The 22,185-nt window shown below is 58.2% G+C and carries 26 protein-coding genes; 13 read left to right on the forward strand and 13 right to left on the reverse strand.

The annotated features are described in order from the left end of the window. The first annotated feature begins 89 nt into the window (after positions 1-89). The 4 genes from xoxF5 (at position 90) to AC2FF8_RS08000 (ending at position 3,842) form a co-directional block, all read left to right on the forward strand. Positions 90-1,892, forward strand: coding sequence for a lanthanide-dependent methanol dehydrogenase XoxF5 (xoxF5, locus tag AC2FF8_RS07985; protein WP_170346817.1), 1,803 nt, complete (start codon positions 90-92; stop codon positions 1,890-1,892). A 69-nt stretch (positions 1,893-1,961) separates the two neighbouring features. Then, the gene (locus AC2FF8_RS07990) at positions 1,962-2,465 is read left to right on the forward strand and encodes a c-type cytochrome, methanol metabolism-related (RefSeq protein WP_496879388.1); all 504 of its coding nucleotides are present in this window, start codon (positions 1,962-1,964) and stop codon (positions 2,463-2,465) included. Continuing rightward, positions 2,449-3,291 carry a substrate-binding domain-containing protein gene (locus tag AC2FF8_RS07995; RefSeq protein WP_496879389.1) on the forward strand — a complete coding sequence of 281 codons (843 nt, stop codon included), beginning with the start codon at positions 2,449-2,451 and terminating at the stop codon, positions 3,289-3,291. Before AC2FF8_RS07990 ends, AC2FF8_RS07995 begins: the two co-directional genes overlap by 17 nt. Then, positions 3,288-3,842 carry a PQQ-dependent catabolism-associated CXXCW motif protein gene (locus tag AC2FF8_RS08000; RefSeq protein ID WP_171170163.1) on the forward strand — a complete coding sequence of 185 codons (555 nt, stop codon included), beginning with the start codon at positions 3,288-3,290 and terminating at the stop codon, positions 3,840-3,842. Before AC2FF8_RS07995 ends, AC2FF8_RS08000 begins: the two co-directional genes overlap by 4 nt. Before the next feature lies 1 nt (position 3,843). Here the strand turns inward: AC2FF8_RS08000 and AC2FF8_RS08005 are convergent, their stop codons facing one another. The 3 genes from AC2FF8_RS08005 to AC2FF8_RS08015 are packed head-to-tail and all read right to left on the reverse strand — an operon-like array spanning position 3,844 to position 6,129. After that, the gene (locus AC2FF8_RS08005) at positions 3,844-4,662 is read right to left on the reverse strand and encodes a quinoprotein dehydrogenase-associated SoxYZ-like carrier (protein WP_170346821.1); all 819 of its coding nucleotides are present in this window, start codon (positions 4,660-4,662) and stop codon (positions 3,844-3,846) included. Further along, on the reverse strand, positions 4,659-5,603 hold the full coding sequence (locus tag AC2FF8_RS08010) for a YncE family protein (protein WP_496879390.1): 945 nt from the start codon (positions 5,601-5,603) through the stop codon (positions 4,659-4,661). The genes AC2FF8_RS08005 and AC2FF8_RS08010 overlap by 4 nt, the downstream gene beginning before the upstream one ends. Then, positions 5,590-6,129 carry an SRPBCC family protein gene (locus AC2FF8_RS08015; RefSeq protein ID WP_171363241.1) on the reverse strand — a complete coding sequence of 180 codons (540 nt, stop codon included), beginning with the start codon at positions 6,127-6,129 and terminating at the stop codon, positions 5,590-5,592. The genes AC2FF8_RS08010 and AC2FF8_RS08015 overlap by 14 nt, the downstream gene beginning before the upstream one ends. Positions 6,130-6,495: 366 nt before the next feature. On the opposite strand from AC2FF8_RS08015, the gene AC2FF8_RS08020 reads away from it, so the two are divergent. From AC2FF8_RS08020 to AC2FF8_RS08050, 7 genes are read left to right on the forward strand one after another with little or no spacing between them, the layout of a single operon-like run. Next, the gene (locus AC2FF8_RS08020) at positions 6,496-7,629 is read left to right on the forward strand and encodes an ABC transporter substrate-binding protein (RefSeq protein WP_496879468.1); all 1,134 of its coding nucleotides are present in this window, start codon (positions 6,496-6,498) and stop codon (positions 7,627-7,629) included. 12 nt (positions 7,630-7,641) lie between these two features. After that, on the forward strand, positions 7,642-8,613 hold the full coding sequence (locus AC2FF8_RS08025) for a YVTN family beta-propeller repeat protein (protein ID WP_170346823.1): 972 nt from the start codon (positions 7,642-7,644) through the stop codon (positions 8,611-8,613). Positions 8,614-8,632: 19 nt separating this feature from the next. Continuing rightward, entirely contained in the window at positions 8,633-9,070 is a 438-nt protein-coding gene (locus AC2FF8_RS08030; RefSeq protein ID WP_496879391.1) for a cupredoxin domain-containing protein, read from the forward strand. Positions 9,071-9,085: 15 nt separating this feature from the next. Further along, positions 9,086-9,334 (forward strand): PepSY domain-containing protein, encoded by a 249-nt coding sequence (locus tag AC2FF8_RS08035; RefSeq protein WP_257601187.1) that lies wholly within the window; start codon positions 9,086-9,088, stop codon positions 9,332-9,334. Between the two features lie 20 nt (positions 9,335-9,354). Next, complete coding sequence (locus tag AC2FF8_RS08040; RefSeq protein WP_496879392.1) at positions 9,355-10,320, forward strand: ABC transporter substrate-binding protein; 966 nt, start codon at positions 9,355-9,357, stop codon at positions 10,318-10,320. Positions 10,321-10,326: 6 nt separating this feature from the next. Continuing rightward, positions 10,327-11,076, forward strand: a complete 750-nt coding sequence (locus AC2FF8_RS08045; RefSeq protein WP_425079155.1) for an ABC transporter permease — start codon at positions 10,327-10,329, stop codon at positions 11,074-11,076. Then, positions 11,073-11,669, forward strand: a complete 597-nt coding sequence (locus tag AC2FF8_RS08050; RefSeq protein WP_496879393.1) for an ABC transporter ATP-binding protein — start codon at positions 11,073-11,075, stop codon at positions 11,667-11,669. The genes AC2FF8_RS08045 and AC2FF8_RS08050 overlap by 4 nt, the downstream gene beginning before the upstream one ends. Positions 11,670-11,671: 2 nt before the next feature. Here AC2FF8_RS08050 and pqqE read toward each other — a convergent pair whose 3' ends face one another. From pqqE to AC2FF8_RS08100, 10 genes are all read right to left on the reverse strand, one after another. Then, positions 11,672-12,784: a pyrroloquinoline quinone biosynthesis protein PqqE gene (gene pqqE, locus AC2FF8_RS08055; RefSeq protein WP_496879394.1), complete on the reverse strand. Its 1,113-nt coding sequence runs from the start codon at positions 12,782-12,784 to the stop codon at positions 11,672-11,674. Further along, positions 12,784-13,056 carry a pyrroloquinoline quinone biosynthesis peptide chaperone PqqD gene (gene pqqD, locus AC2FF8_RS08060; RefSeq protein ID WP_170346830.1) on the reverse strand — a complete coding sequence of 91 codons (273 nt, stop codon included), beginning with the start codon at positions 13,054-13,056 and terminating at the stop codon, positions 12,784-12,786. The genes pqqE and pqqD overlap by 1 nt, the downstream gene beginning before the upstream one ends. Next, positions 13,056-13,805, reverse strand: a complete 750-nt coding sequence (pqqC, locus tag AC2FF8_RS08065; protein ID WP_496879395.1) for a pyrroloquinoline-quinone synthase PqqC — start codon at positions 13,803-13,805, stop codon at positions 13,056-13,058. Before pqqC ends, pqqD begins: the two co-directional genes overlap by 1 nt. Then, positions 13,802-14,698 (reverse strand): pyrroloquinoline quinone biosynthesis protein PqqB, encoded by an 897-nt coding sequence (gene pqqB, locus AC2FF8_RS08070; protein ID WP_496879396.1) that lies wholly within the window; start codon positions 14,696-14,698, stop codon positions 13,802-13,804. The genes pqqC and pqqB overlap by 4 nt, the downstream gene beginning before the upstream one ends. Before the next feature lie 23 nt (positions 14,699-14,721). Continuing rightward, positions 14,722-14,823 carry a pyrroloquinoline quinone precursor peptide PqqA gene (gene pqqA, locus AC2FF8_RS08075; RefSeq protein WP_117873022.1) on the reverse strand — a complete coding sequence of 34 codons (102 nt, stop codon included), beginning with the start codon at positions 14,821-14,823 and terminating at the stop codon, positions 14,722-14,724. A 102-nt stretch (positions 14,824-14,925) separates the two neighbouring features. Continuing rightward, on the reverse strand, positions 14,926-15,609 hold the full coding sequence (locus AC2FF8_RS08080; protein WP_170346833.1) for a response regulator transcription factor: 684 nt from the start codon (positions 15,607-15,609) through the stop codon (positions 14,926-14,928). 3 nt (positions 15,610-15,612) lie between these two features. Then, a complete protein-coding gene (locus tag AC2FF8_RS08085) occupies positions 15,613-17,214 on the reverse strand; it encodes a sensor histidine kinase (RefSeq protein WP_170346834.1) in 1,602 nt (533 codons plus the stop codon). Continuing rightward, on the reverse strand, positions 17,211-18,002 hold the full coding sequence (locus AC2FF8_RS08090; RefSeq protein WP_480685120.1) for an ABC transporter permease: 792 nt from the start codon (positions 18,000-18,002) through the stop codon (positions 17,211-17,213). Before AC2FF8_RS08090 ends, AC2FF8_RS08085 begins: the two co-directional genes overlap by 4 nt. Continuing rightward, complete coding sequence (locus AC2FF8_RS08095) at positions 17,999-18,745, reverse strand: ABC transporter ATP-binding protein (RefSeq protein WP_170346836.1); 747 nt, start codon at positions 18,743-18,745, stop codon at positions 17,999-18,001. Before AC2FF8_RS08095 ends, AC2FF8_RS08090 begins: the two co-directional genes overlap by 4 nt. Before the next feature lie 220 nt (positions 18,746-18,965). Then, a complete protein-coding gene (locus AC2FF8_RS08100; protein WP_496879397.1) occupies positions 18,966-19,850 on the reverse strand; it encodes a LysR family transcriptional regulator in 885 nt (294 codons plus the stop codon). 108 nt (positions 19,851-19,958) lie between these two features. Between AC2FF8_RS08100 and AC2FF8_RS08105 the strand changes: the two genes are divergently transcribed. Continuing rightward, a complete protein-coding gene (locus tag AC2FF8_RS08105; RefSeq protein WP_170346838.1) occupies positions 19,959-21,224 on the forward strand; it encodes a 2-methylserine hydroxymethyltransferase in 1,266 nt (421 codons plus the stop codon). Positions 21,225-21,385: 161 nt separating this feature from the next. Next, positions 21,386-22,141: a DeoR/GlpR family DNA-binding transcription regulator gene (locus tag AC2FF8_RS08110; RefSeq protein ID WP_496879398.1), complete on the forward strand. Its 756-nt coding sequence runs from the start codon at positions 21,386-21,388 to the stop codon at positions 22,139-22,141. The last annotated feature ends 44 nt before the right edge of the window (positions 22,142-22,185 follow it).

The raw sequence follows: 22,185 nt of genomic DNA on the forward strand, positions 1-22,185 counted from the left end.
GGGCGAGCATCAACAGACACCGTAATCCGACCTGGGTGAGGTGTTGCAATGCAGAGAGAGAGATCGCTGCACGAAAGGGAGGAGATTGAATGAAAAATCTATCGCTTTGGACCTCCGGGATTGCCATTGCACTGGCCACCGCGGCCTATGCAAATGACGACCTGGTTGCCCAGATGGAGAACGCGAAACAATGGGCGATCCAGACGGGTGACTACAAAAATCAGCGCTATTCCGAACTGGATCAGATCAACGCAGACAATGTAGGTGATCTGCAAGTGGCGTGGACCTTCTCGACCGGTGTTCTGCGCGGGCACGAGGGTTCGCCGCTGGTGATTGGCGACATGATGTATGTCCACACGCCGTTCCCGAACATTGTCTATGCTCTGGATCTGGCAAACGAAGGCAAAATCGTCTGGAAATATGAGCCCAAGCAGGACCCGGACGTGATTCCGGTCATGTGCTGTGACACGGTGAACCGCGGTGTGGCTTATGCGGATGGCAAGATCTTCCTGCATCAGGCCGACACCAAGGTTGTGGCGCTTGATGCCAAGTCCGGGGATGTCGTCTGGGAAGTTCAGAATGGTGACCCGGCGATTGGCGAAACCAACACAGCCACGGTGTTGCCTATCAAGGACAAGGTCATTGTCGGTATCTCGGGTGGCGAATTCGGTGTGCGCGGGTCGGTTACGGCTTATGACATGAACTCGGGCGAGCTGGTCTGGCGGGCCTATTCCATGGGGCCGGATTCGGACATTCTTGTTGATCCGGAAAAGACCACCCATCTGGGTAAGCCGGTTGGCGCGGACTCGGGTACAAACACCTGGGAAGGCGATCAGTGGAAGATCGGCGGCGGCACCACATGGGGCTGGTATTCCGCGGATCTGGACGAGAACCTGATGTACTATGGCACCGGGAACCCGTCGACCTGGAACCCGGCGCAGCGCCCGGGCGACAACCGCTGGTCCATGACCATCATGGCGCGTGATATCGACACCGGCGTGGCAAGATGGTTCTACCAGATGACGCCGCATGATGAATGGGACTATGACGGCATCAATGAAATGATCCTTACGGAACAGGAAATTGATGGCGAGCAGCGCAAACTGCTGACCCATTTCGACCGCAACGGTCTTGGTTACACCATGGACCGCGTGACGGGCGAGCTGCTGGTGGCCGAAAAATTCGACCCGGTTGTGAACTGGACAACTGGCGTCGACATGGATCCCAACAGCGAAACCTATGGCCGCCCGGCCGTGGTTGCGCAGTATTCGACGGAACAGAACGGCGAGGACGTGAACTCGACCGGTATCTGCCCGGCGGCTTTGGGCACCAAGGACCAACAGCCTGCGGCCTATTCGCCGAAGACTCAGTTGATGTATGTGCCAACCAACCATGTCTGCATGGATTATGAGCCGTTCCGCGTGTCCTATACCGCCGGTCAGCCCTATGTGGGTGCAACTCTGGCGATGTATCCGGCACCCGACAGCCATGGTGGCATGGGCAACTTCATTGCCTGGGACAACACTGATGGAAGCATCAAGTGGTCACTGCCCGAGCAGTTCTCGGTCTGGTCCGGTGCGCTGGCGACAGCGGGTGACGTTGTCTTCTATGGAACGCTCGAAGGGTATCTGAAGGCGGTTCATGCTGAAACAGGGGAAGAACTGTACAAGTTCAAAACGCCCTCTGGCATCATCGGCAACGTGATGACGTACGAGCAAGGTGGCAAGCAGTATATCGGCATTCTGTCCGGTGTCGGTGGTTGGGCCGGTATCGGTCTGGCGGCTGGTTTGACCAACCCGAATGACGGTCTGGGCGCCGTGGGTGGCTATGCCGCACTCAGCGACTATACCGCGCTGGGCGGTCAGCTGACCGTGTTCGCATTGCCGAACTAAGCCAAAGATCCGGCCGGCGCGGTTCAATCGGACTGCGCCGGTTTTCACTTGAAAAGAAACGAGCGTTCCATGAACCATTCTGTACGTCTTCTGGCATCAATTCTTGCATCTTGCCTTCCTGTTGCCGCGATTGCCGACAATCTGGCAGCCGCGTATTCCGAAGATGGACGGTATTACACCGAAGACGATATCCCGACATTCAACGTGGCCGAGGATGGAACCGTAGACTGGATGACATTTTCGGGCTTCCGGCGCTATCACGCGGAATGCCATGTCTGTCACGGCCCGGATGGCGAGGGCTCGACCTATGCGCCGGCTCTGAAAGAGTCTGCGCTGGAAATGGATTATTACGACTTCGTTGATGTCGTCACCAATGGCCGCCAGGTGGTGAACGCCGCTGAAAACTCGGTAATGCCGGGATTTGGCGACAACCCGAATGTGATGTGCTTTCTGGATGACATCTATGTATACTTGAAGGCTCATGGGTCGGGTGCGATCCCGCGTGGCCGCCCGCCCAAGAAAGAGGCGAAATCTGACGTTATCCGCGAGGATGAAGATGCGTGTATGGGCTAAGGCCTGCCTGCCGGTTTTCGGACTTTGCGTCTGGCTTTGTCAGGCAGTGCCCGTGTCGGCGCAGACTTCTGACCTGGTTTCAAGAACGGCTTTTCGCGTCTGTGCGGATCCGGCCAACAATCCCATGTCATCCGAGGACGGATCGGGATTTGAAAACAAACTGGCCGAATTGATTGCCGCAAAGCTGGAACTGCCCGTGCAATATGTCTGGTTTCCGCAGGCGACGGGCTTCATACGGAACACGCTGGCCGCCAAACGATGCGATGTGGTGATCGGCTATGCGCAAGGTCATGAGCTGGTGCAGAACACCAACCACTACTATACGTCCGCCTACGCGCTGATCGTGCCGATGGGCAGTGATCTGGCCCGGGTGGACATGTTGAACGATCCGATGCTCAAGGGGAAACGGATCGGGATCGTGGCGGGTACACCGCCTGCGGCTCATATGGCGCGGAACGGGCTGATCGGGCAAGCCAAGCCTTATAACCTGTTCGTTGACCGACGTGTGGAAAGCCCGGCCATCGACATGCTGGATGATCTGCAATCGGGTGAGATCGATGCGGCCATTCTTTGGGGCCCGCTGGGCGGACCATTGGTCACGGCAGACTATCCTGATTTCAAGGTGATCCCGCTGGTCAAGGAAGAGCTGCCGCCGCGTCTGTTTTACCGCATCACCATGGGCGTGCGTAAGGGTGAGAAGGTTTGGCAGCGGCAGTTGAACTCGCTGATCCGCCGCAATCAGGATGAGATCAATGCTGTGTTGGCCGAGGCCGGTGTTCCACTTGTGAATGATCTGGGGACCGAGGTTCTGGACCTATCGCAATGATGCGGGCAGCGGTGGCAATTGCGTTGATTTCGACCGCCGCAACAGCGCAGACAGTACCCGAACCAAGTGATTATCGCATGGATCACTACCGCGCGCCGGTGCCGGATCAGATAACCGGCGGGACGGTCATCGGCCCGGAAGAGGCATACGGCCTGTGGCAGGAACAAAGCGTCGCGTTCATCGACGTTTTGCCGCAGCCGCCCAAACCCGCCAATCTGCCTGAAGGCACGATCTGGCGCGACAAGCCGCGTGACAGTATTCCGGGATCACTCTGGTTGCCAAATGTCGGCTATGGCGCAATTGCCGATGTTACGGCAGACTATTTTCGAACCGGTCTAGAGGCCAGCACCAATGGCGATATCAACCACGGTGTCGTGTTCTTTTGCCTGGAAGACTGCTGGATGAGCTGGAACGCCGCCCGACGCGCAATCGAATGGGGATACACCAAAGTCTACTGGTTTCCGGAAGGCACCGACGGCTGGGCCTTGTGGGGCTATCCACTGGAACGGGTAAAGCCAGCACCGGGCCAACCCGTTGCCGGAGGCGGGTGATCTAAAAACCCGCCAGTTTTTTGTGTAAATGACTGACCGTACCGTCCGTATCCGTCATGGTCACATCGACCGCTTGCGCCCTGCTTGGAACGGAAATGCCAACCCTTGGATTTTCGGACAGAGAAATCGAGCCCGTCATCTGGACATACCCGGCGCCATCAAGATCGATATCCACGGTCTCTACATATCGCATCGGGATGAACAGCAGGGAAATCTGATCCATCTGCATTCCGGAATGCGACGGATGATCAATGTTCAGATCCATCTTATTGGCCCGGCCCGCACCCAGGTTTGACAATCGTGTCCGCGTGTTCAGCGCAGGGACTCGGCCGACCAGTTCGGCCTCCATCGTGCCAAGGTTTGCCAGGGCCAGTTCCGGATCGGTCCCGGGAGGCGCCGCGCAGGCACCAAGGCCCGAGGTTTTGACGAAAGTTTCTGACACCCAAAGGCGTCCATCGGTGGTTTCGGCGATGACATGCATCGGGGTCGGGCCGTTCACGCGCATGGTCACGTCGAAGTAGAAACTCGGCAGTGGCTCGTCCAGCTCGAACACGGCAGAAACCGGCATCGGGTTTTCATCCAGCACCAATGTCACCTTGGCCACTTTTGCCCCCCGAGGGGCTAGGACCTGAGCCGCCAGTTGAGCCCGCGCGTCATCGGGTGTGCGGTAAGGTGCATCAATCGCGATCAACGCATCTCCGTTCTGCATCGGTCTGTCGCCATAAAGCAGCGCTCGGACATTTTCCCATGCCTCGTTGGATGCCCAAACCGGGGCTGCCAACATGCTGAACAGGGCCGCAATCAGGTGAGATGCTTTCATTGTTGTCCTCCTTGCAGGAACCTGCCAAAGGCACGTGGTCCATCACAGGTTTCTAGTGTTTCTACCACCGACAGGGCCTGTGGGTCCACGATGCTGACGGTGTTGTCGAACCAGTTTGCGATGACCAGAAGATCTTCGCCCGCCGTCGCATCAATGCCTTCGGGGTATTCTCCAACATCTATCACGCCCTCATGTTCGAGCGTCTCCAGAGATATGACGCTGAGCGTATTGGCATATTGGTTCGTGACGAACGCCAGACCTTGGGCGAAGCTGATGCCATAAGGGCGTTCCCCGACCGGGACCGTTGCGGTGATGGCGCCGGTTTCCGCATCGACCACGCTGACATCATTGCTGCCGACATTGCCGATGAACAGACGCCCATCGGGGGCAAAACGCAGCCCGAAGGGGCGTGATCCAACCGGGCTGCGGTGCAGAGGCTGAAGAGTGTCGGCATCGAAAACCGACACCTGGTCCGCGTCCTTGTCGGCCGACGCCAGAAAGCGCCCGTCTATTGATATCGCAATACCCGCCGGGGCGGCTCCGGTGGGCAACTCGGATTGAACTTTCAGAGTTTCACTGTCCAGCACCCAAAGTCGGGCATTGTACCAATCCGAGACAAAAACCCGCCCGCGATCCTGATCCAGAGCGATACCAATCGGCCCCCCTTCTAGCGTGACTTGCGCGACCGTTTCACCGGTCTCGGCAGACAAACGCCTTACCATTTTGCTGTCCGGGGACACGGTGAACAGCGTTTCATCCAGACCAACCGCCACACCCGCAGGCTTGCCAGGTAGGGGCCAGCGGGCCGTTTCCTGCATCCGTGCAAGATCTATCCGGCTCAGTTCTTCACCGTTCTGACAGGTGATGAATGCTGTCTGTGCCAGTGCCGGGCTGCCAGAGAGCGCCAAGAACAACATCAGCAGGTGGCTAACTTGCCGCACCGAACCGCTCGATCAACGCGTCGAGACCCGCCTGATAGACGCCGGTCACGGCGGCAATGGCGGCTTCGTCATTCAACTCGGCCGGAGGATCGTTGTTTGGATACCCGCGATAGAAGGCACCGCGCCATTCGATGATCGAACCACCTCCGTCGCGCGGTTTTACCGTCAGATGCGACGAATAGTTGGTGACAGGCAGCACCTCTACCGCGACCTCGGTGATCCGGTAGGAGTAGCTCATTTTCTCCGCGCTGTACTTGTACAGAATTTCATTGATCGTCGGCCCGCCTTCCTGACCAAGTGTCAGCAATCGGGTCGCATCAATCGCGTTGCCGCCGTTTCCTTCGGTCGCAAACACAGCAGGATGCCACGACATGTCATCGAAGTTTCCGACAACGGCCCAGACTTCCTCTGGTGAGGCTGCGACCTCGGCAGTCAGCGTGACTTTCTGCCGGGTGGGTCCGTGGGCCCAAACCGGACCCGGCACCAGCAGAGCGGTGGTTGCGGCAAGAAGAAATCGTCGATTCATTCCATGTCCTCCCTGAATGCGCAGAGCGTTGGCACACGCCGCGCGCTTGCGGCGTTTCTTTTGTCAGACCTGACGTGCGAGCGCACGTTGACGGTCACCCGTCACACCCCCTGAAAAATCGGCGGGTGTCGCGGGAAACCGCAGCAAGATCAACAATATACGCGCATTCTTATAAAATAAGAATCGAGCTTAATGATGAAGCTGATAGGCTTTGTTTTACAACACGGCCAAAAGTATCGGTTCCGTTTTTCGGGGCGTTATGCCTCGAATGTTTCAACCTGAACTCTGACTTTCAGGCAACGGGAGGACATCTTGAGCATTCGCCTGCTGCCGCTGCTTGCGGCGCTTCTTTGGTGTGCATCCGCAATGACCGCGGCGGCGCTCGATGTAAAGGCTGCGGTGCTGCGGATCGACTATCCGTCGCTTCTGCCGATCTCGCGATATGATTTGAAACCGGACGATCTGGGGTTTGCCGGTGCGGCGCTTGGGGATGAGGATAACGGAACCACGGGCGGATTTCTGGGACATACCTACGAGACCATAACGATGGCCGCTCCGCCGGAAGAGGCTGACGCCGCAATGGACCAGATCCTTGCCGGAGGCGTGCGCCTGATCGTCCTTTTGGCCAAGGCACCGGACATGTTGCGCCTGACGGACAAGGCGGCAGAGTCCGGGGCGCTTGTTTTCAACGTGTCCGCGCCTGATGTCGATCTTCGCGACGCAAACTGCCGGGGCAACCTGCTTCATATCGCCCCGTCCCGCGCCATGAACGCCGATGCCGTTGCTCAGTTTGCCGTCTGGAAGAAATGGGGCGACTGGTTCCTGTTGGCCGGATCCAACCCCGAGGATGTCAAGCTCGCCGACGCGTATCGCCGTGCAGCGAACAAGTTCGGCGCGAAGATTGCCGAAGATCGGACCTTTGCGGATACCGGGGGATCTCGTAGAACGGATTCCGGTCATGTTCTTGTTCAGCGCCAATTGCCATTGGACACGCAAGATGCGCGAGACCATGACGTCGTGATTGCCGCGGACGAAACCGACTATTTTGCGCGGTATCTGTCCTATCACCTTTGGACCCCACGCCCCGTGATGGGTTCAGGCGGCTTGCGTCCGACGACGTTTCACGGCGCACATGAGGCATGGGGCGCGACCCAGTTCCAGACCCGTTTCGAGGATCTGACAGGCCGCTATGTCCGCCCCGAGGACTACAACGCCTGGCTTGCACTGCGCGTAATCGGCGAGGCCGTGACCCGCGCCAGCACCGCCGAACCGGAAGGTGTGCGCGATTATGCCCTTTCGGACCAGTTCGAACTTGCCGCATTCAAAGGGCAGAAAGTGACATTCCGCGATTGGAACGGGCAGTTGCGTCAGCCGATCCTTCTGTATGACGGGTCGATCACTGTCAGCGTCAGCCCGCAAGAGGGGTTTCTGCACCAGGTCTCGCCGCTCGATACGATGGGATTGGATCGGGTGGAATCCAGCTGTCGCGCATTTGAGTAACCGGAGGTATTGATGAAACGACTATTGCTGACCGTTGCCTGTGCTGCGCTGACCGCCGGTCCCGTGTTCGCGGGCAAGGCTTTTGTCTCGAACGAGCGGGGCAACACCATTACCGTGGTTGATACCGAAACCTGGGAGGTGATCACCGAATTTCCAGGCGGCAATCGACCGCGTGGGATCACCGTCAGCCCGGATGGCGGCACGCTGTATGTCTGTGCCTCGGATGACAATATCATCCGGGTGTTTGATACACAGACCTATGAGGAACTTCCCAGTTTGCCCTCTGGTCCGGACCCCGAGCTTTTCATTCTCGAACCCTCGGGCAAGCGGCTCTATATCGCCAATGAAGACGACAATCTGGTGACGGTCACAGACACCGAAACCCGCACCGTTCTGGCCGAAATTCCGGTCGGCGTCGAGCCCGAGGGCATGGGAATGAGTCCCGACGCCAAATTCGTGGTCAACACGTCCGAGACCACCAACATGGCGCATTTCATTTCCACCGAGGACTATTCCATCAAGCATAATGTCCTGGTGGACCAGCGCCCGCGCTATGCCCAGTATACAGCGGATGGAAAGCGCCTGTTCGTGACATCGGAAATCGGTGGAACCGTCACTGTCATGGACATTGCAGAAGACGGAACGCCGACGGTTGTCGGCAAAATCAGCTTTGAAGTGGCGGGCGTGCAGCCGGAATGGTTGCAGCCCGTTGGTGCCAAGGTGACTTCGGACGGCAAACGCCTGTTCGTTGCTTTGGGGCCTGCAAACCGGGTCGCCGTTGTTGACGCGCAAAGCCTTGAAGTTCTGGACTATATACTGGTGGGGCAGCGGGTCTGGCAGTTGGATTTCACGCCGGACGAAAAATACCTGCTGACCACAAATGGTAATTCAAACGACATCACAATCATTGATGTGGCCGCAGAGAAAGCCATCAAGTCAGTACAGGTCGGTCAACAGCCCTGGGGCGTGGTGACCATTGACTGAAGTTCTGGGAGGGACGGGAATGAAGAAACTAGTGATTGCAGCGATGGTTGCGGCGTTGGGTGGGCCAGTATCGGCGGCGCCGCTGTGTGACGATCTGGGATTTGCCGGGCTTCTGGCGAAATGCAACCGTGGGGAAACCATCAAGCTGGCGCTTGCTTCGGGGCAACCGCTGGGTGAAGACGTGGTTCTGCAATCCGGCGCGTATTACAAGCTTGAGATCACCGCTGATGGGTCAGCGGAACTGGCCATCGAGGGGCCATCGTTCTTTCGCGCGATCTGGATGAACGAGATCGTGATCAACAAGATCGAGATCCGTCCGATGGCGGTGGACAGCATCGAGTTTGACAAGGCCGGCGTGGCTGAATTGTCGTTCATCGCAATCAAACCCGGCAGTCATGAAATTCGCATCCCCGGGTCCACCGGCGAAACGCAACGCATCACGGTTAGTATTCAATAGAGAAGGGATAGGTACATGAAAAATATGGGAATTTTGATAACCGTCGGGCTTCTCGCGGCCCCGGCTTTCGCCGACGACATTGACGCGGAAACGGTGGAAAAGATCGAAGCCTATCTTGCCTCTGTCGAGTGCCAGATGGACCCGGATGATATCGAGGTTGAAGACGATGGCTATGATCTGGATGACGTCATCTGCAAGGGCGGCAACCAGTTCGATATCAAGCTGGACAAGGATTTGAATGAAGTCAGCCGAAAGGCGGAATAGCGAATAAAAGGGATCGGGTCATGTCCAAACTTCTTGCCGCCTGCCTTGCACTTGCACTCAGTTCGGGGGCTTTGGCCGCCGAGACCCTGCCGACCATTCGCGCGGCCGTACTCAAGATCGGAACGGTGAATTGGGAACTGGAGACCATTCGCCGGAACGGCTTGGATCGGAAACATGGCTTTGTCCTTGATGTTCAACCATTTGCCGACAATGGCGCAACGCGTATCGCGGTCGAGGGGGATGAGGCTGATTTGGCGGTTGCCGACTGGATTTGGGTTGCTCGTCAAAGGGCTGCCGGCAAGGACTATGTGTTCATCCCTTATTCCAAAGCCGTGGGCGGCGTGGTTGTGCCCGCTGACAGCCCGGCAACCAGTTTGAAGGATTTGGCGGGCGGCAAGATCGGCATCGCGGGTGGTCCGCTGGATAAATCCTGGCTGATTTTACGCGCCTATGCAGCACGGGAATATGGTATGGACCTGAAAGCCGACACCGAACAGGTGTTTGGTGCGCCCCCGCTGATCTTCAAATCTGCTTTGAACGGTGACTATGCCGGCGCGATCAATTTCTGGCATTTTCTGGCCAAGATGAAAGCGTCCGGCATGAAAGAGCTGATCTCGGTTGAGGATGCTGGGCAGGCTTTGGGGCTCGACACAAATACGCCCTTACTGGGCTATTACCTGAAAGAGAGTTTTCTGAACGAACACCCCGACCTTGCGCAAAGCCTGTTTGCCGCCAGCCGCGACGCCAAGGACCTGCTGGCCAATTCGCCCGAGGCATGGGAGGCGATCAGACCGCGGATGAACATCAAGTCTGATGCGCAGTTTGAACAACTCAGGCTCGATTGGATCGCCGGTATTCCCGATCGTCGCCCGGTCGATGCGGTCGCGGCCAACAAGATGCTGGAACTTATGGCCGAATTGGGCGGGGCTGAGCTGGTGGGCGCTGCGACGACAGTGCCACAGGGTCTTTTTGCTGACGTGGAATAGGATCAGATGCAAAACGCGCGCCTCACGCCGCTTTTGTCCATCGCAGGCCTTGTGGCGCTGTGGATTGTTGCGGCGTCGCTGACCGCAGACCCTCAGATTCTGCCGCAACCCTGGGACCTGATTCCCCGGTTTCAGCAAGAACTTGCGTCAGGCGAATTGCTGCGCAGCCTTGGTGCGACACTGTTACGTGTGATCTGGGCCTTCGTGTTGGCGATGACATTGGGAACGATCATTGGACTGGCCATGGGGCGATCGGATGCGCTGAACCGCTGGCTTGATCCATGGCTGGTTATCTTCCTGAACCTGCCCGCGTTGGTTCTGATCGTGCTGTGCTATCTCTGGATCGGGCTGACCGAGGCTGCGGCGATCACCGCGGTGACGCTGAACAAAATTCCCAATGTCGCGACGATCCTCCGAGAGGGCGGCAGGGCGCTGAGCCCGGATCTGGATGCGTTGGCACGGGTCTACCGGATGCCGTGGCAAAGGCGACAGCGCCATGTGATCCTGCCGCAGCTTGCGCCGTTTATCGCTGCTGCTGCACGGTCCGGGCTTTCTTTGATCTGGAAGATCGTGCTCGTGGTCGAGTTTCTTGGGCGCTCATCCGGTGTCGGGTTTCAAATCCACTTGTATTTTCAGCTGTTTGATGTGGCAATGGTGCTGGTCTATGCGTTTTCGTTCATTGCCGTCATGCTGGTTGTCGAATGGCTGGTTCTTCAACCCTTGGAGCGGAACGCTCGACGGTGGAGAACTGCATGATCCGAATTGACATCCGGAAGAAGCGCTTTGAACACCACGCCGTCCTGGGCCCCATTGCATTTGACATCGCCGCCGGGGAAACGGTCGCGCTGACCGGTCCATCGGGCATTGGAAAGACGACGCTGCTGCGATTGGTGGCAGGCATTGACCCGGATTTCGAAGGCCAGATCGTGCGGCCGGATCGACTGGCCATTGTGTTTCAGGAACCCACTTTGCTGCCATGGCGTTCGGCTATCGACAATCTGACCCTGATTCATGGCGACCTGTCGCAGGCTGAGGCCGACGCCGCGCTAACTGACGTGGGTTTGGACGGAAAGGGAAATTTGTTTCCCGGCCAGTTGTCACTGGGTCAGCAGCGCCGGCTTTCTCTGGCGCGCGCCTTTGCCGGGAAGCCCGAGTTTCTGATTATGGACGAGCCCTTTGTATCACTGGATTCCGAAACGGCCGAGACGATGCTGACCCTGACCGAGGACCTCATCGCGCGGCATCGCCCGGCGACCCTGTTCGTGACGCATTCCAAACCCGAAGCACAGCGTCTTTCCGACCGGATCCTGAACCTGGTAGCCGGGCCAGACGGGGCCGTTCTGGGTTAGGGTCATTCCGCAGGCTCTCTCGCGGCACCGGGTGCGGTTCGATATATGAAGGGCGCATCCGCTTTGGCGGCATGTTCGTTTGCCTGGTTTTGCAGGGTCTGATGATGGGGTGATTTGATGCAAACCGGATCGGTGGCGCCTGCGTCTCCGATAACGGCCATGGCCTGACAGCGGCAGCCGCCAAAATCAATGGTTTTGCGTTCGCAGGTTTTGCACGGGTCCGACATCCAATCCGTGCCGCGATAGGCATTGAACGCGCTGCCATGGAACCAGATATCCGCAAGCGGTGTGTCCTGTACCCGGTCAAATGTCAGATGCGGGATGGACTGTGCCGCATGGCAAGGCAGAACCTGACCGTCTGGCGCCACGTTCAGCCCGGTTGTGCCCCAACCGCCCATGCATCGCTTGGGATAGTCATCATGATAGTCCGCCGGGACGTAATCAATGACCAGTTGCCCCTTGAGGTCTTTCCTGGCCTCGGCCACCTGTCGCGTCACCTGTTGCGCCTGTTCCCGCGTCGGCATCAAGGCATCCCTGTTCCGCAAGGCCCAGCCGTGGAACTGTACCGTTGCAACCTCGATCCGTCGTGCTCCCATTTCGCGCGCCAGTTCCAGCGCCCGCGGCAGTTGGTGGGCATTGCGACGGTGCAGCACGAAGTTCAGGGTCAGCGGAAACCCGATCTTCTTGATCCATTCGACCGTTTTCATCTTGCGGTCAAACCCACCCCGATAGCCGCCTACCTTATCCGCCATCGCGGCGTCAGTGCCCTGAAGAGAAAGCTGGATATGGTCCAGGCCGACGTCGTCCAGTTCATGCAGGCGTCGCTCGGATAGGCCGATCGCCGACGTGATCAGGTTGGTATACAACCCGGCCTCACGCGCGGCATTGACCAGCGCAACCAGATCGCGGCGGGATGCGGGCTCTCCACCTGACAGATGCAATTGCAAGACACCAAGCGCCGCCGCCTCCTTGAAAATACGTGCCCATGTTTCAGTATCCATTTCACTGTCGAGTTTGGCCATTTCGACTGGGTTGGAGCAATAAGGGCAGGACAATGGGCATCGATGCGTCAGCTCGGCCAGCATGGCAATTGGGGGAGGGGGTTTTACCTGCATCAGACGACATCCAGAAAACGACGCACCCGAAGGGCATCCAGAAACCCCGAGCTGTCTTCGACAATCTGTTCTTCCGGGGCGTTGTATTTCCTGGACAGGCTTGCGGTGATCTGACCAAAGCTGCGTTGGCCGTCTACTTCGCTCAGAATTGCATGTCCGATCTGATCCAACGTCACCGCCCGTTCAGGTGCCAGCAGTACCCATTGTTCCCGCACGGAATCGTACTGGATGCGGACACCACGTGGAAGCAAGGGGACCTGCTGCGCCAACATCACGATGCCTGCCGCATCCGTAAACCGGTGTCCGGCTTCCACGCCCCCGGCGGAATTCGGGCAGGTTCGACATAGGCGCCCCACAGGGCATCCAGCTGCGACCAGAGGACATCGGTCTTGAATATCAGTGCCTTGGCTGCCGCGTCCTGTTTTTCTGCGGTGTCGGCATGATCCAATACCCATGCCAGACCAAAGGCCACATCCTTGGGGGCTTCTTTCAGGCGGTTGCGGAAATAGGCAAGTGAGCTGTCATCCGCAAAATCGTAATGCCGAAGCAGGCCTTCGATCCTGTTGGCGTGAATCTTGGGAGCAAACAGTTCAGTGAGTGAGGCCGCAACCGCTTCCAGCAACGACTTTTCGCGGACGTATCGCACGTAAGCATCCACCGCAAATCTGGTGGCAGGCAATACGCCGTCACATGAGGCGACATAGTCCGGATCCAGGCCGACCGCTTCGGCCAGCCGCAACCAGCGCCGGATACCACCTTCGTTTTCTTCCGTGCCGTCATGATCTTCGATCCGGGACCGCCAGGCTCGGCGCAGCGCAGGATCTTCTACACGCGACATGAAGGCGGCGTCCTTCATCGGGATGGAATGCTGATAATAGTAGCGGTTGATCACCCAGGCCCGCACTTCGTCAGGCGTGCATTGACCACCGTGCAGGCGATGATGAAACGGATGCAGGTCGTGGTAACGCTCGGCTCCGATCTGACGAAGCCGGGCCTCGAACTCTTTGCGGCTTTGGGTCATAGCGTTATCTCCATGCCATCCTGGCCTATCGTCCAGCCTTTGGCCCGTGCCCGAGCGTTCTCGGCGCTGTCGGGGCGCAGAACCGGATTGGTGTTGTTCATGTGGATGAACACTTTCCGGCCGATTTTCATATCGGCGAAACCTGCGATCGATCCATCGGGGCCGTCCATCGACATATGGCCCATGCGCTTGCCCGTTTTCTGACCCAGCCCGGCCTGCACCATTTCCGTGTCGTGCCAAAGCGTGCCGTCGAAAAACAAAAGATCGGCCTCGTCAAGGCGGGCGCGCAACTCGGGCGTCAATGCGGCACAGCCCGGTATGTAATATGCCGTCTTCCCCTGCGCGCTCAGTGCCACCCCGACGGTTTGTTCGCCAACCAATTCGGTTTCGACATGTTCCCCTTCAAGATACAGAGGCACTTTGCCGGGCACCGGGAACAAAGTTGCCCGCAAGCCGGGAACCAGATCGAACGTCTGATTCAACGAGATCGGCGCACGTGTCACGACCGAGGCGTTCAAGGCGTCGAATATCGGGTTCTGCGCAAGAACATCCTGAATGCTTTGGGTTGCAAACAGCGTAAATGGCTGCATCTCGCGCAGCGTCAGCAAGCCAGCCACGTGGTCTATGTCGCCATTCGTCACCAGCACCGATTGAATCGGTACCTCTCGTAACCCGGTCGGATACAGGACGGGCGTTTTGCCAAGCTGCGTTCGAATATCCGGAGACGCGTTCAGGATAGCCCAGTTGTGGCCATCGGGTGACACCGCGAGTGATGATTGCGTCTGCGCCGGAATATGTCCGCTTCGGGCCAGATTGCAGTTTTCACATCCGCAATTCCATTGCGGAAGGCCGCCGCCAGCAGCGGCCCCAAGTATTATTGCGCGCAACGTCATCTTTTGTTGGCGCCTGCGGCTGATCAGATCAGGCCGCCACCGCGCTCATCGTCATGATCGGGGCCGTACATGTTGATTTCCATGCCGCATTCGATTTCGCGAATAACAGGTCTGTTCCAAGCCATATCAGGGTCCTCCTCCTGGGGTGTGCTGATATTCAATGTGGCAGGACTTGCCGGTTGGCGCGACTCTTAATTAATAAGTATGAATTAGACTTTGGTCGGTACTCAGGTGTCATCCGACAACGGGGCGACCCCCTGTATGCAAAACCCCTGGTTGCGTATGGTTTTGATTTCAAACCCAAAATCATCCAATCCCAATTTCTTTCTCAGATATCCGATGTAGACGTCCACCACGTTTTCGTTACTGGACCCGTCCTGTGACCAGAGCGTGTCAAACAGCTCTCCTCGGGATATTGGCGATCCGGCCTTGCTGTTGAGCAGCGTGAGCAGTTCGAATTCACGTTCGGTGAGCGCAATGCTTGTCTCGCGGATTGAAAGTGTTCTGTCCCGCGACGACAGGCGCGCGGGGTCCGGGCGCTGAGAGAGCACGCGTTGTTCCTGTACTTGCAACCGGGCGACAAGCTCATCAAAGCTGAAAGGCTTCACGACATAATCATCGGCCCCGGCTTCCAGCCCGGCGGCGCGGTGATCGACATCAGAGAGGGCCGACAACATCAGGATCGGGATTCCGACCCCGGCACGGCGCGCGGCCCGGACCAGTTCGACACCGCTATCCGTTCCCAGCATCACATCTACAATCGCACCTGAGAATGCACCGCTTTTCAACCGCTCCAACCCTTGGTCGGCGCGGTTTTCAGCCTCGGCTGAGTAGCCGTGCAGCGAAAGGCCCCGGACAAGGGCCGACGTGATTCTGGGGTCGTCATCTATGATCAGCAGTCTGGAGACCATTTTCTATGCCTCTGCCAGCGGTAATCGAATGCAGACATTTGTACCGGCATTTGACCCCAGGGCGTTTTCACGTGGAACCGGGCTTGCAACCGAAATGGTTCCTTCATGGGCCTCGACGACCCACCTGGCCAGCGCCAGCCCGACACCGAAACCCTGACTGTTTGCCGTCCCTCCCTGAACAAACCGCTCGAAGATCCGGGTTTGGGCGCCGTGGGGAATTCCGGGGCCGTTATCCGTCAGCTGTATTTGAACGTCACCGTCAACCGATTGACCCGACAGCAGCAACGCCTTCCCGTCCCGCGCATGTCGGATCGCGTTGCGTATCAGACTGAGCAGGACCTGACGTATCCAGTTCAGGTCACAGTGTAACGCACAATCCGGGAAGTCGCCCGTTTCAAGCTGCATGTCGGCGCCGTCGATTTCAGGTTGAATGTCGCTCACAACTGTTTGCATCAGATCGCATAGTGCAACTTTGGTTGGTTCCAGAGCCAGCTCACCGGTTTCGGATCGGGCGACGCGCAGCAAATCATCGATTCTCTGGTTCAGTTTTGCGGCGCTGCTTTCGATCGTTGCCAACGTCTCTGGTGCGGTCTGAATATCCCTCTGGCCTATCTGAGCTTCCATCATGATGACGGTCAGCGGTGTGCGCAGTTCGTGGCTGACATCAGCAAAAAAGCGGCGCCGGTTTTCGTCGATCTTGGACAGGGATTCATTTGCAGCGCTCAGTTCCCGGGTTCGCTGGGCAATGGTCTCGTTCAACCGGGTCCATTCTGCGTCAACCTCGGCCTGGCGTTTTCTCAATGCAGCCGCCATTCGGTTGGTCTCGCCATATAACTGGCCGATCTCGTCATTGCGGGTTTGCGGCAGAGAAACTGCGAATTCGGATTGGCCGACCTGAACCGCCGCATTGCGCAGCCGATCCAGACGAGAGAACTGCGGCCGCACCAGACCAAAGTAGAACCACGCCGTGCTGAGCAAGGCGAACAGTGCCAGTGTCAGTGCCACCCAGGTCAGAACCCAGCGGGTCCTTTCGATCCCGGCCAATACGGAATTTCGAAACAGAACCTCGGTATTCACCGCCTGGCTGAGCAGAGGGTCAAACGCCGACGCAAACGAGTCGACATAGGCGCGCAGCTGGGCCTGATCGGCTTCTGCGTCGGCTAGCCCTTCCAGCGTGCTGGCCAGCAGCGCCTCCATTCTGGCCAGACCCAGGGATTGGGTTCCGTAACGCGATTGTTCGTCCAGCCCCAGAGATCGAACCGCGGCCACGGCATCTTCCACATCAGAGCGAAGCTGTAGAAACGTTGTCGCAATCTGGTCTCGGATCGGGGACAGGCGATCAAGTCGTGACTCGACTGTTTGGCCGGTCTGTATGGACTCGGTTGCGATCACAAGAAAGGTGGCGGCCTGGGTCGACAGAGCGGCATAGCGTGCCATACGGGTTTCTGATGCCAGCGCGGTTTCCAGACGGCTGGCGACGTTCTGCATCCCGAAATACAGGGTCGCGGCCGCCAACAGCGTGCCGGATCCAAGCACCACGGCGCCAAGGCCCAACCGGGTTTTCAGAAGCAGACTGCGCTTTGCGCTTTGAGGCGCGGCCGTCATGATTTCCGCCTCATCAGGCCCCGGGCCGGATCATACCCCCAAACGGCGATCGCACTCAGTATCGCGGTTGACACCAGAACCCACAGCAGGGCCCCCCAGTTGATCTGCAAGTAAAGCAGAAACCGGATCAACTCGACCACATGCGTGAAAGGATTGAGCGCACAGATATCACGCAGCAACGGCGAGCTTTCAGCCATTTTCCACAGCGGATAGAGGGCGGAGGACAGGAAGAACATCGGGAAGATGACAAAGTTCATTACGCCGGCGAAATTCTCCAGCTGCCTGATGAAACTGGACAGCACCAACCCCAGCGCGCCCAGCATCAGACCGCCCAGAACCAATCCCGGAAGAACAGCGACATATCCGGGCAACGGCAGGACTATGCCGAACAAAGCGGCCAGTGCGAGAAACGTATAGACTTGCAGGATGGATATCGCGGTTGATCCCAGCAGACGGCAGAACAACAGCCACCAGCGTGGGAACGAGCTGGTCAGCAGCAGGCGCATCGAGCCCATCTCGCGGTCATAGACAAGGCTGAGCGAGCTTTGCATCCCATTGAACAACAGAACCATCGCGCACAGGCCGGGGACGATATAGGTCTCGTAAGTGATATAGGTCTGATAGGGTGGAATGATCGACAGGCCGAGGGCCGCACGAAACCCTGCTGCGAAGATCAAAAGCCAGACCATTGGCCGGACCAGAGCTGCGAGAAATCGTTCGCGTTGATGGATGAAACGCAGAAACTCGCGTCCGATGATGGCGCGGGCGACTCCCAGGAAACCGTTCATGTCGGGACCTCGGTTCGGGACAGGAACCAATCGGACAATGTTTGATCCCCCCGCAAGCAGCCCACCTGCCCACTGGCGAGAATCTGACCGCGATGAAGAACCAGCAGCTGGTCGTCGTCGCGCATTTCATCTGTCAGGTGCGTGGCCCACAGGATGCACAGCCCCTGTTCCGCCAGGTCGTGCACATGGTCGGTTATCGCGTGCCGAGCCGCGGCATCAAGCCCAACGGTCGGCTCGTCCAACAGCAACACCGAAGGGTCGTGCAGCAGGGCACGCGCCAGCTCCATCCGGCGGCGATGACCGCCATTGAGATCGCGTACACGTTCCCCGGCACGTTCCCGCATGTTCAGCCGATCCAGCGCCGCGTCGATACGGCCAGGGACTTCGGATCGTGGTAGCCCATGCAGAGCTGCGAAATAGGTCATGTTCTGGCGCACCGTCAAACCCAGATCCAGTGTCGGTTGCTGAAAGACCACGCCAAGCTTTGCCAGCGCCTTGCGCGGGGATTGGCGCAGATCATGGCCTGCGACCGTGATTTCACCGTCCGGTGCCACAAGCAATCGCGTGAGCAACGACACCAGTGTCGATTTCCCGGCCCCATTCGGACCGAGCAGACCGCAGAACGTCCCCGCCGACACGTCAAAAGAGACAGCATCCAAAGCCGTCTTGGCGCCATAATGAAAGCTCAGGTCGCGTACGGCGAGACCAGGATCGGTTTCCGCCGAGGGGCGCGCGTCTGACATTCTTCCTCCGTCCCGAACCATGGTTCTTGACAGCAGCTTGCATCGTCGGGCCGCGTTTCTCAACCTTCCAGTCCGAGGCTGGACCACGACTTAAGTATGTGAAGGTTCACGGATTTGATGGGATTGTCCGAAGGATCCGTCGCCAAGTTCGGCCAGCCAGGTTTGTCCGGGGACGGCGGGCCTGATTGGCGGGAACAACCCGTTTTGCGGGCACCGCTCTTCAGTTTGCTTTCAGCAAAAACGATCTTAACTCTTTGAAGGCGGGGGATCTGCCGAATGAGGGTGTGAATTTGGCCACCATTGCGCGGGGCAGCTTCAACGAGGCCGAAAACGGGCGAACCAGGTCGCCATTGTCCAGCAAGTTCTGAACCAGAACTTCGTGCGCCATCAACACGCCGCCGCCATGACGCGCCTCCTCCAGCGCGACGGAATACAACGAGTGCACGGTTCCCGTTTTCGGTACACGTGGGCCATCTGGTTGGCTGTTCAGCCAATTGTCCCAATCATCTGCCCATGCCCCGTCATGGAGAAGTGTTTCCTTCGAAAGATCCGAAACAGAATTCAATCTGTTCGCGACCGAAGGGGCGCAAACCGGGAAAATCACATCTTCGGCAATTTTGATTTCGTTGATGCCGATCGGTTCACCGGAAAAAAACAAAGTCATGTCAAATGGTTCGCGCGCAAGGTTTGGCGGCGTTTCAAGGGCCACAACAGACACGGACAAATCCGGGGCAATTCGCCTTAGCGTGCCAAGCCGCGGGGCCAGCCACAACTGCGCGATCGACGGCAGCGCGGCGACCTTGACCTTGCGCGGCAGGGCCTTGGTTCGAAGTTCCTGCACGGCCATTCCCAATTGGTCAAACGCCTGGGTGAACCCGGGCAAAAGCTCTTCGGCAAGCGCCGTCATCTCGACCCCTCGGGCGTTTCGAACAAAAAGTTGAGTGCCGGCCCAGGCTTCCAGGGTCTTGACGTGCTGAGTTATCGCGCCCGGAGTAACGGATAGCTCGTCTGCCGCCGCGGCAAAACTGCCCAGCCGAGCCGCTGCTTCAAATGCTCGGAGGGCATTGAGATGTGGACCTTTCGGGCGACGAGGAGAAAGTGACATCACTTGAGCCTTAGTTTTTCTGCGGCAAATAAATAGCAATACTGATTTGCTTCGGCCAGTGGAACTCTGGAATTCTGGAGAAAACGTAATCGCATCGGAGGAGCCCGGATGTCGCGGCACTTTGAAAACTCAGTCGGGATGACCGACCCCGTGGTCGCAGAAGCTCTTGCAAACGAGAAAAAGCGTCAGCAGCATCAAATTGAGCTGATCGCGTCCGAAAACATCGTCAGCCGCGCGGTGTTGGATGCCCTCGGACATGAGATGACCAACAAGACGCTTGAGGGATACCCGGGAAACCGGTTCCACGGGGGTGGTCAGTTCGTCGACGTCGTCGAGCAGGCGGCAATCGACCGCGCCAAGGAACTGTTCGGGTGCGACTATGCCAACGTTCAGCCTCATTCCGGCAGCCAGGCGAACCTTGCTGTTTTCTTTCTGCTGCTCAAGCCGGGCGACAGGGTCTTGTCGCTGGATCTGGCCGCCGGCGGTCACCTGAGTCACGGTCTGAAGGCCAACCTTTCGGGGCGCTGGTTCGAACCGCATCATTATGGTGTCGATGCCGAATCCGAGGTCATTGACTGCGATGCGCTGGAAAAACTGGCCGAGGAAATCCAGCCAAAGCTGCTGATTGCGGGTGGGTCTGCCTATCCGCGCGAAATCGAGTTCGAGCGCATGGGACAAATTGCCAGGAAGGTCGGCGCGCATTTTCACGTGGATATGGCTCATATTGCCGGGCTGGTCGCCGCGGGCGTGCACCCTTCGCCTTTTCCGCACGCGGACATTGTGACGTGCACCACGACAAAAACACTGCGTGGTCCTCGTGGCGGGCTGATCCTCACCAACAACAAGGACTGGTTCAAGACGCTGCAATCTGCGGTTTTCCCCGGTGTTCAGGGTTCGATCCACAGCCAGGTTCTGGCGGCCAAAGCGGTTTGCCTTGCCGAAGCGCTTACGGATGAATTCAAGGACTACGGCGCGCAGGTCAAAGCCAACGCCGCCAAACTTGCAGAAACCTTGCAGTCCCGGGGGTTGCGTATCGTTTCCGGAGGTACTGACACGCATCTGGTGCTCGTGGACCTCAGCCCCAAGGGTATCACAGGCAAACGCGCCGAGGTCGTTCTGGAAAAGGCCAATATTACGACCAACAAAAACGCGATTCCCAATGACAGCACGCGACCGCCGGAATGGGTTGGATTGCGCCTGGGCGTGAGCGCGGCAACGACCCGCGGAATGAAAGAGGCCGAGTTCGACCAGTTGGCAAACGTCATTGCGGATTTGATCGAAGCTGAGGCCGGGGATGATACCGGCGCGACCATTCTGCGCTGCAAAGCTTCGGTCGCCGCGTTGTGCAAATCGTTCCCCATCTACCCGGCGTAGTCATTGCGTGCCCGGTGGCAGGGTCCATTGACCGCTCTGGACCATTGGTGTGAGGGCGTCACCGCTGCGCCATGGCAACGCGTGCCTGATCGGGTGTTTGGGCTGTACCCTGTTTGCAAATTTTGGCATATTCGTGCAGTCCGAAACCAAAGGGCCGGCCAATGCTCGCACCCGAACGCCACGCCATCATACTGGAAGAAGTCTCGCGCCAGCCTGCGGTCTCGATCCGCTCGCTGACTGAGCGGCTTGGTGTATCCCGGGAAACCGTGCGCAAGGATATTGAACAGTTGGCGCTGGAGAACAAGCTTCATCAGGTGCGGGGCGGCGCGACCAGTATTCGCAGGCGGGAACCTCCGATGGCCGACCGGGCTCAAACCAATCCGCAAGGCAAAGAGCGGATCGGAGCCTATGTGGCAAGCGTGATCCCGGACGGGGCCAGCGTGATAATCGACAGTGGGTCAACGACAGTGGCGGCGGCGCAGGCTCTGGCGGCTGTGCGGCAAAACCTTACCATATATACCAATGATTTGACGATTGCATCCGTGTTGGCGTCGGCGGCCGCCGAAGTCACGCTGCTGGGCGGGCGGCTGGATTTTTCAGTGAATGCCACATTGGGTTTGGACACGCTCGATCACGTGTCGCGATACAATGCGGAATATGCGTTGATCGGGGTCGGCGGTGTGAGCTCTCGGGCATTGTTTACGGACTTCTCGCTGGAAGGCGCCAACCTGCGTCATATGATGATGCAGCGGGCGCAGCGGCCGCTGATCCTGGCTGATGGCAGCAAGTTCGACGTGGTTGGTCCGATCGTGATGAAACCGCTGCCGGTGAAAGCGACATTGGTGGTGGATGAGGAGTTGCCAGACAGCATAGCTGGCGCGCTGCAAAGCCAACCCGTGAATATTGTGAAGGCATAACGCAAAAACAGGAAAACAATTGCCAAAATTTGCAAAGAGCAAAT

This window comes from Ruegeria sp. YTSA144 (assembly GCF_059610125.1).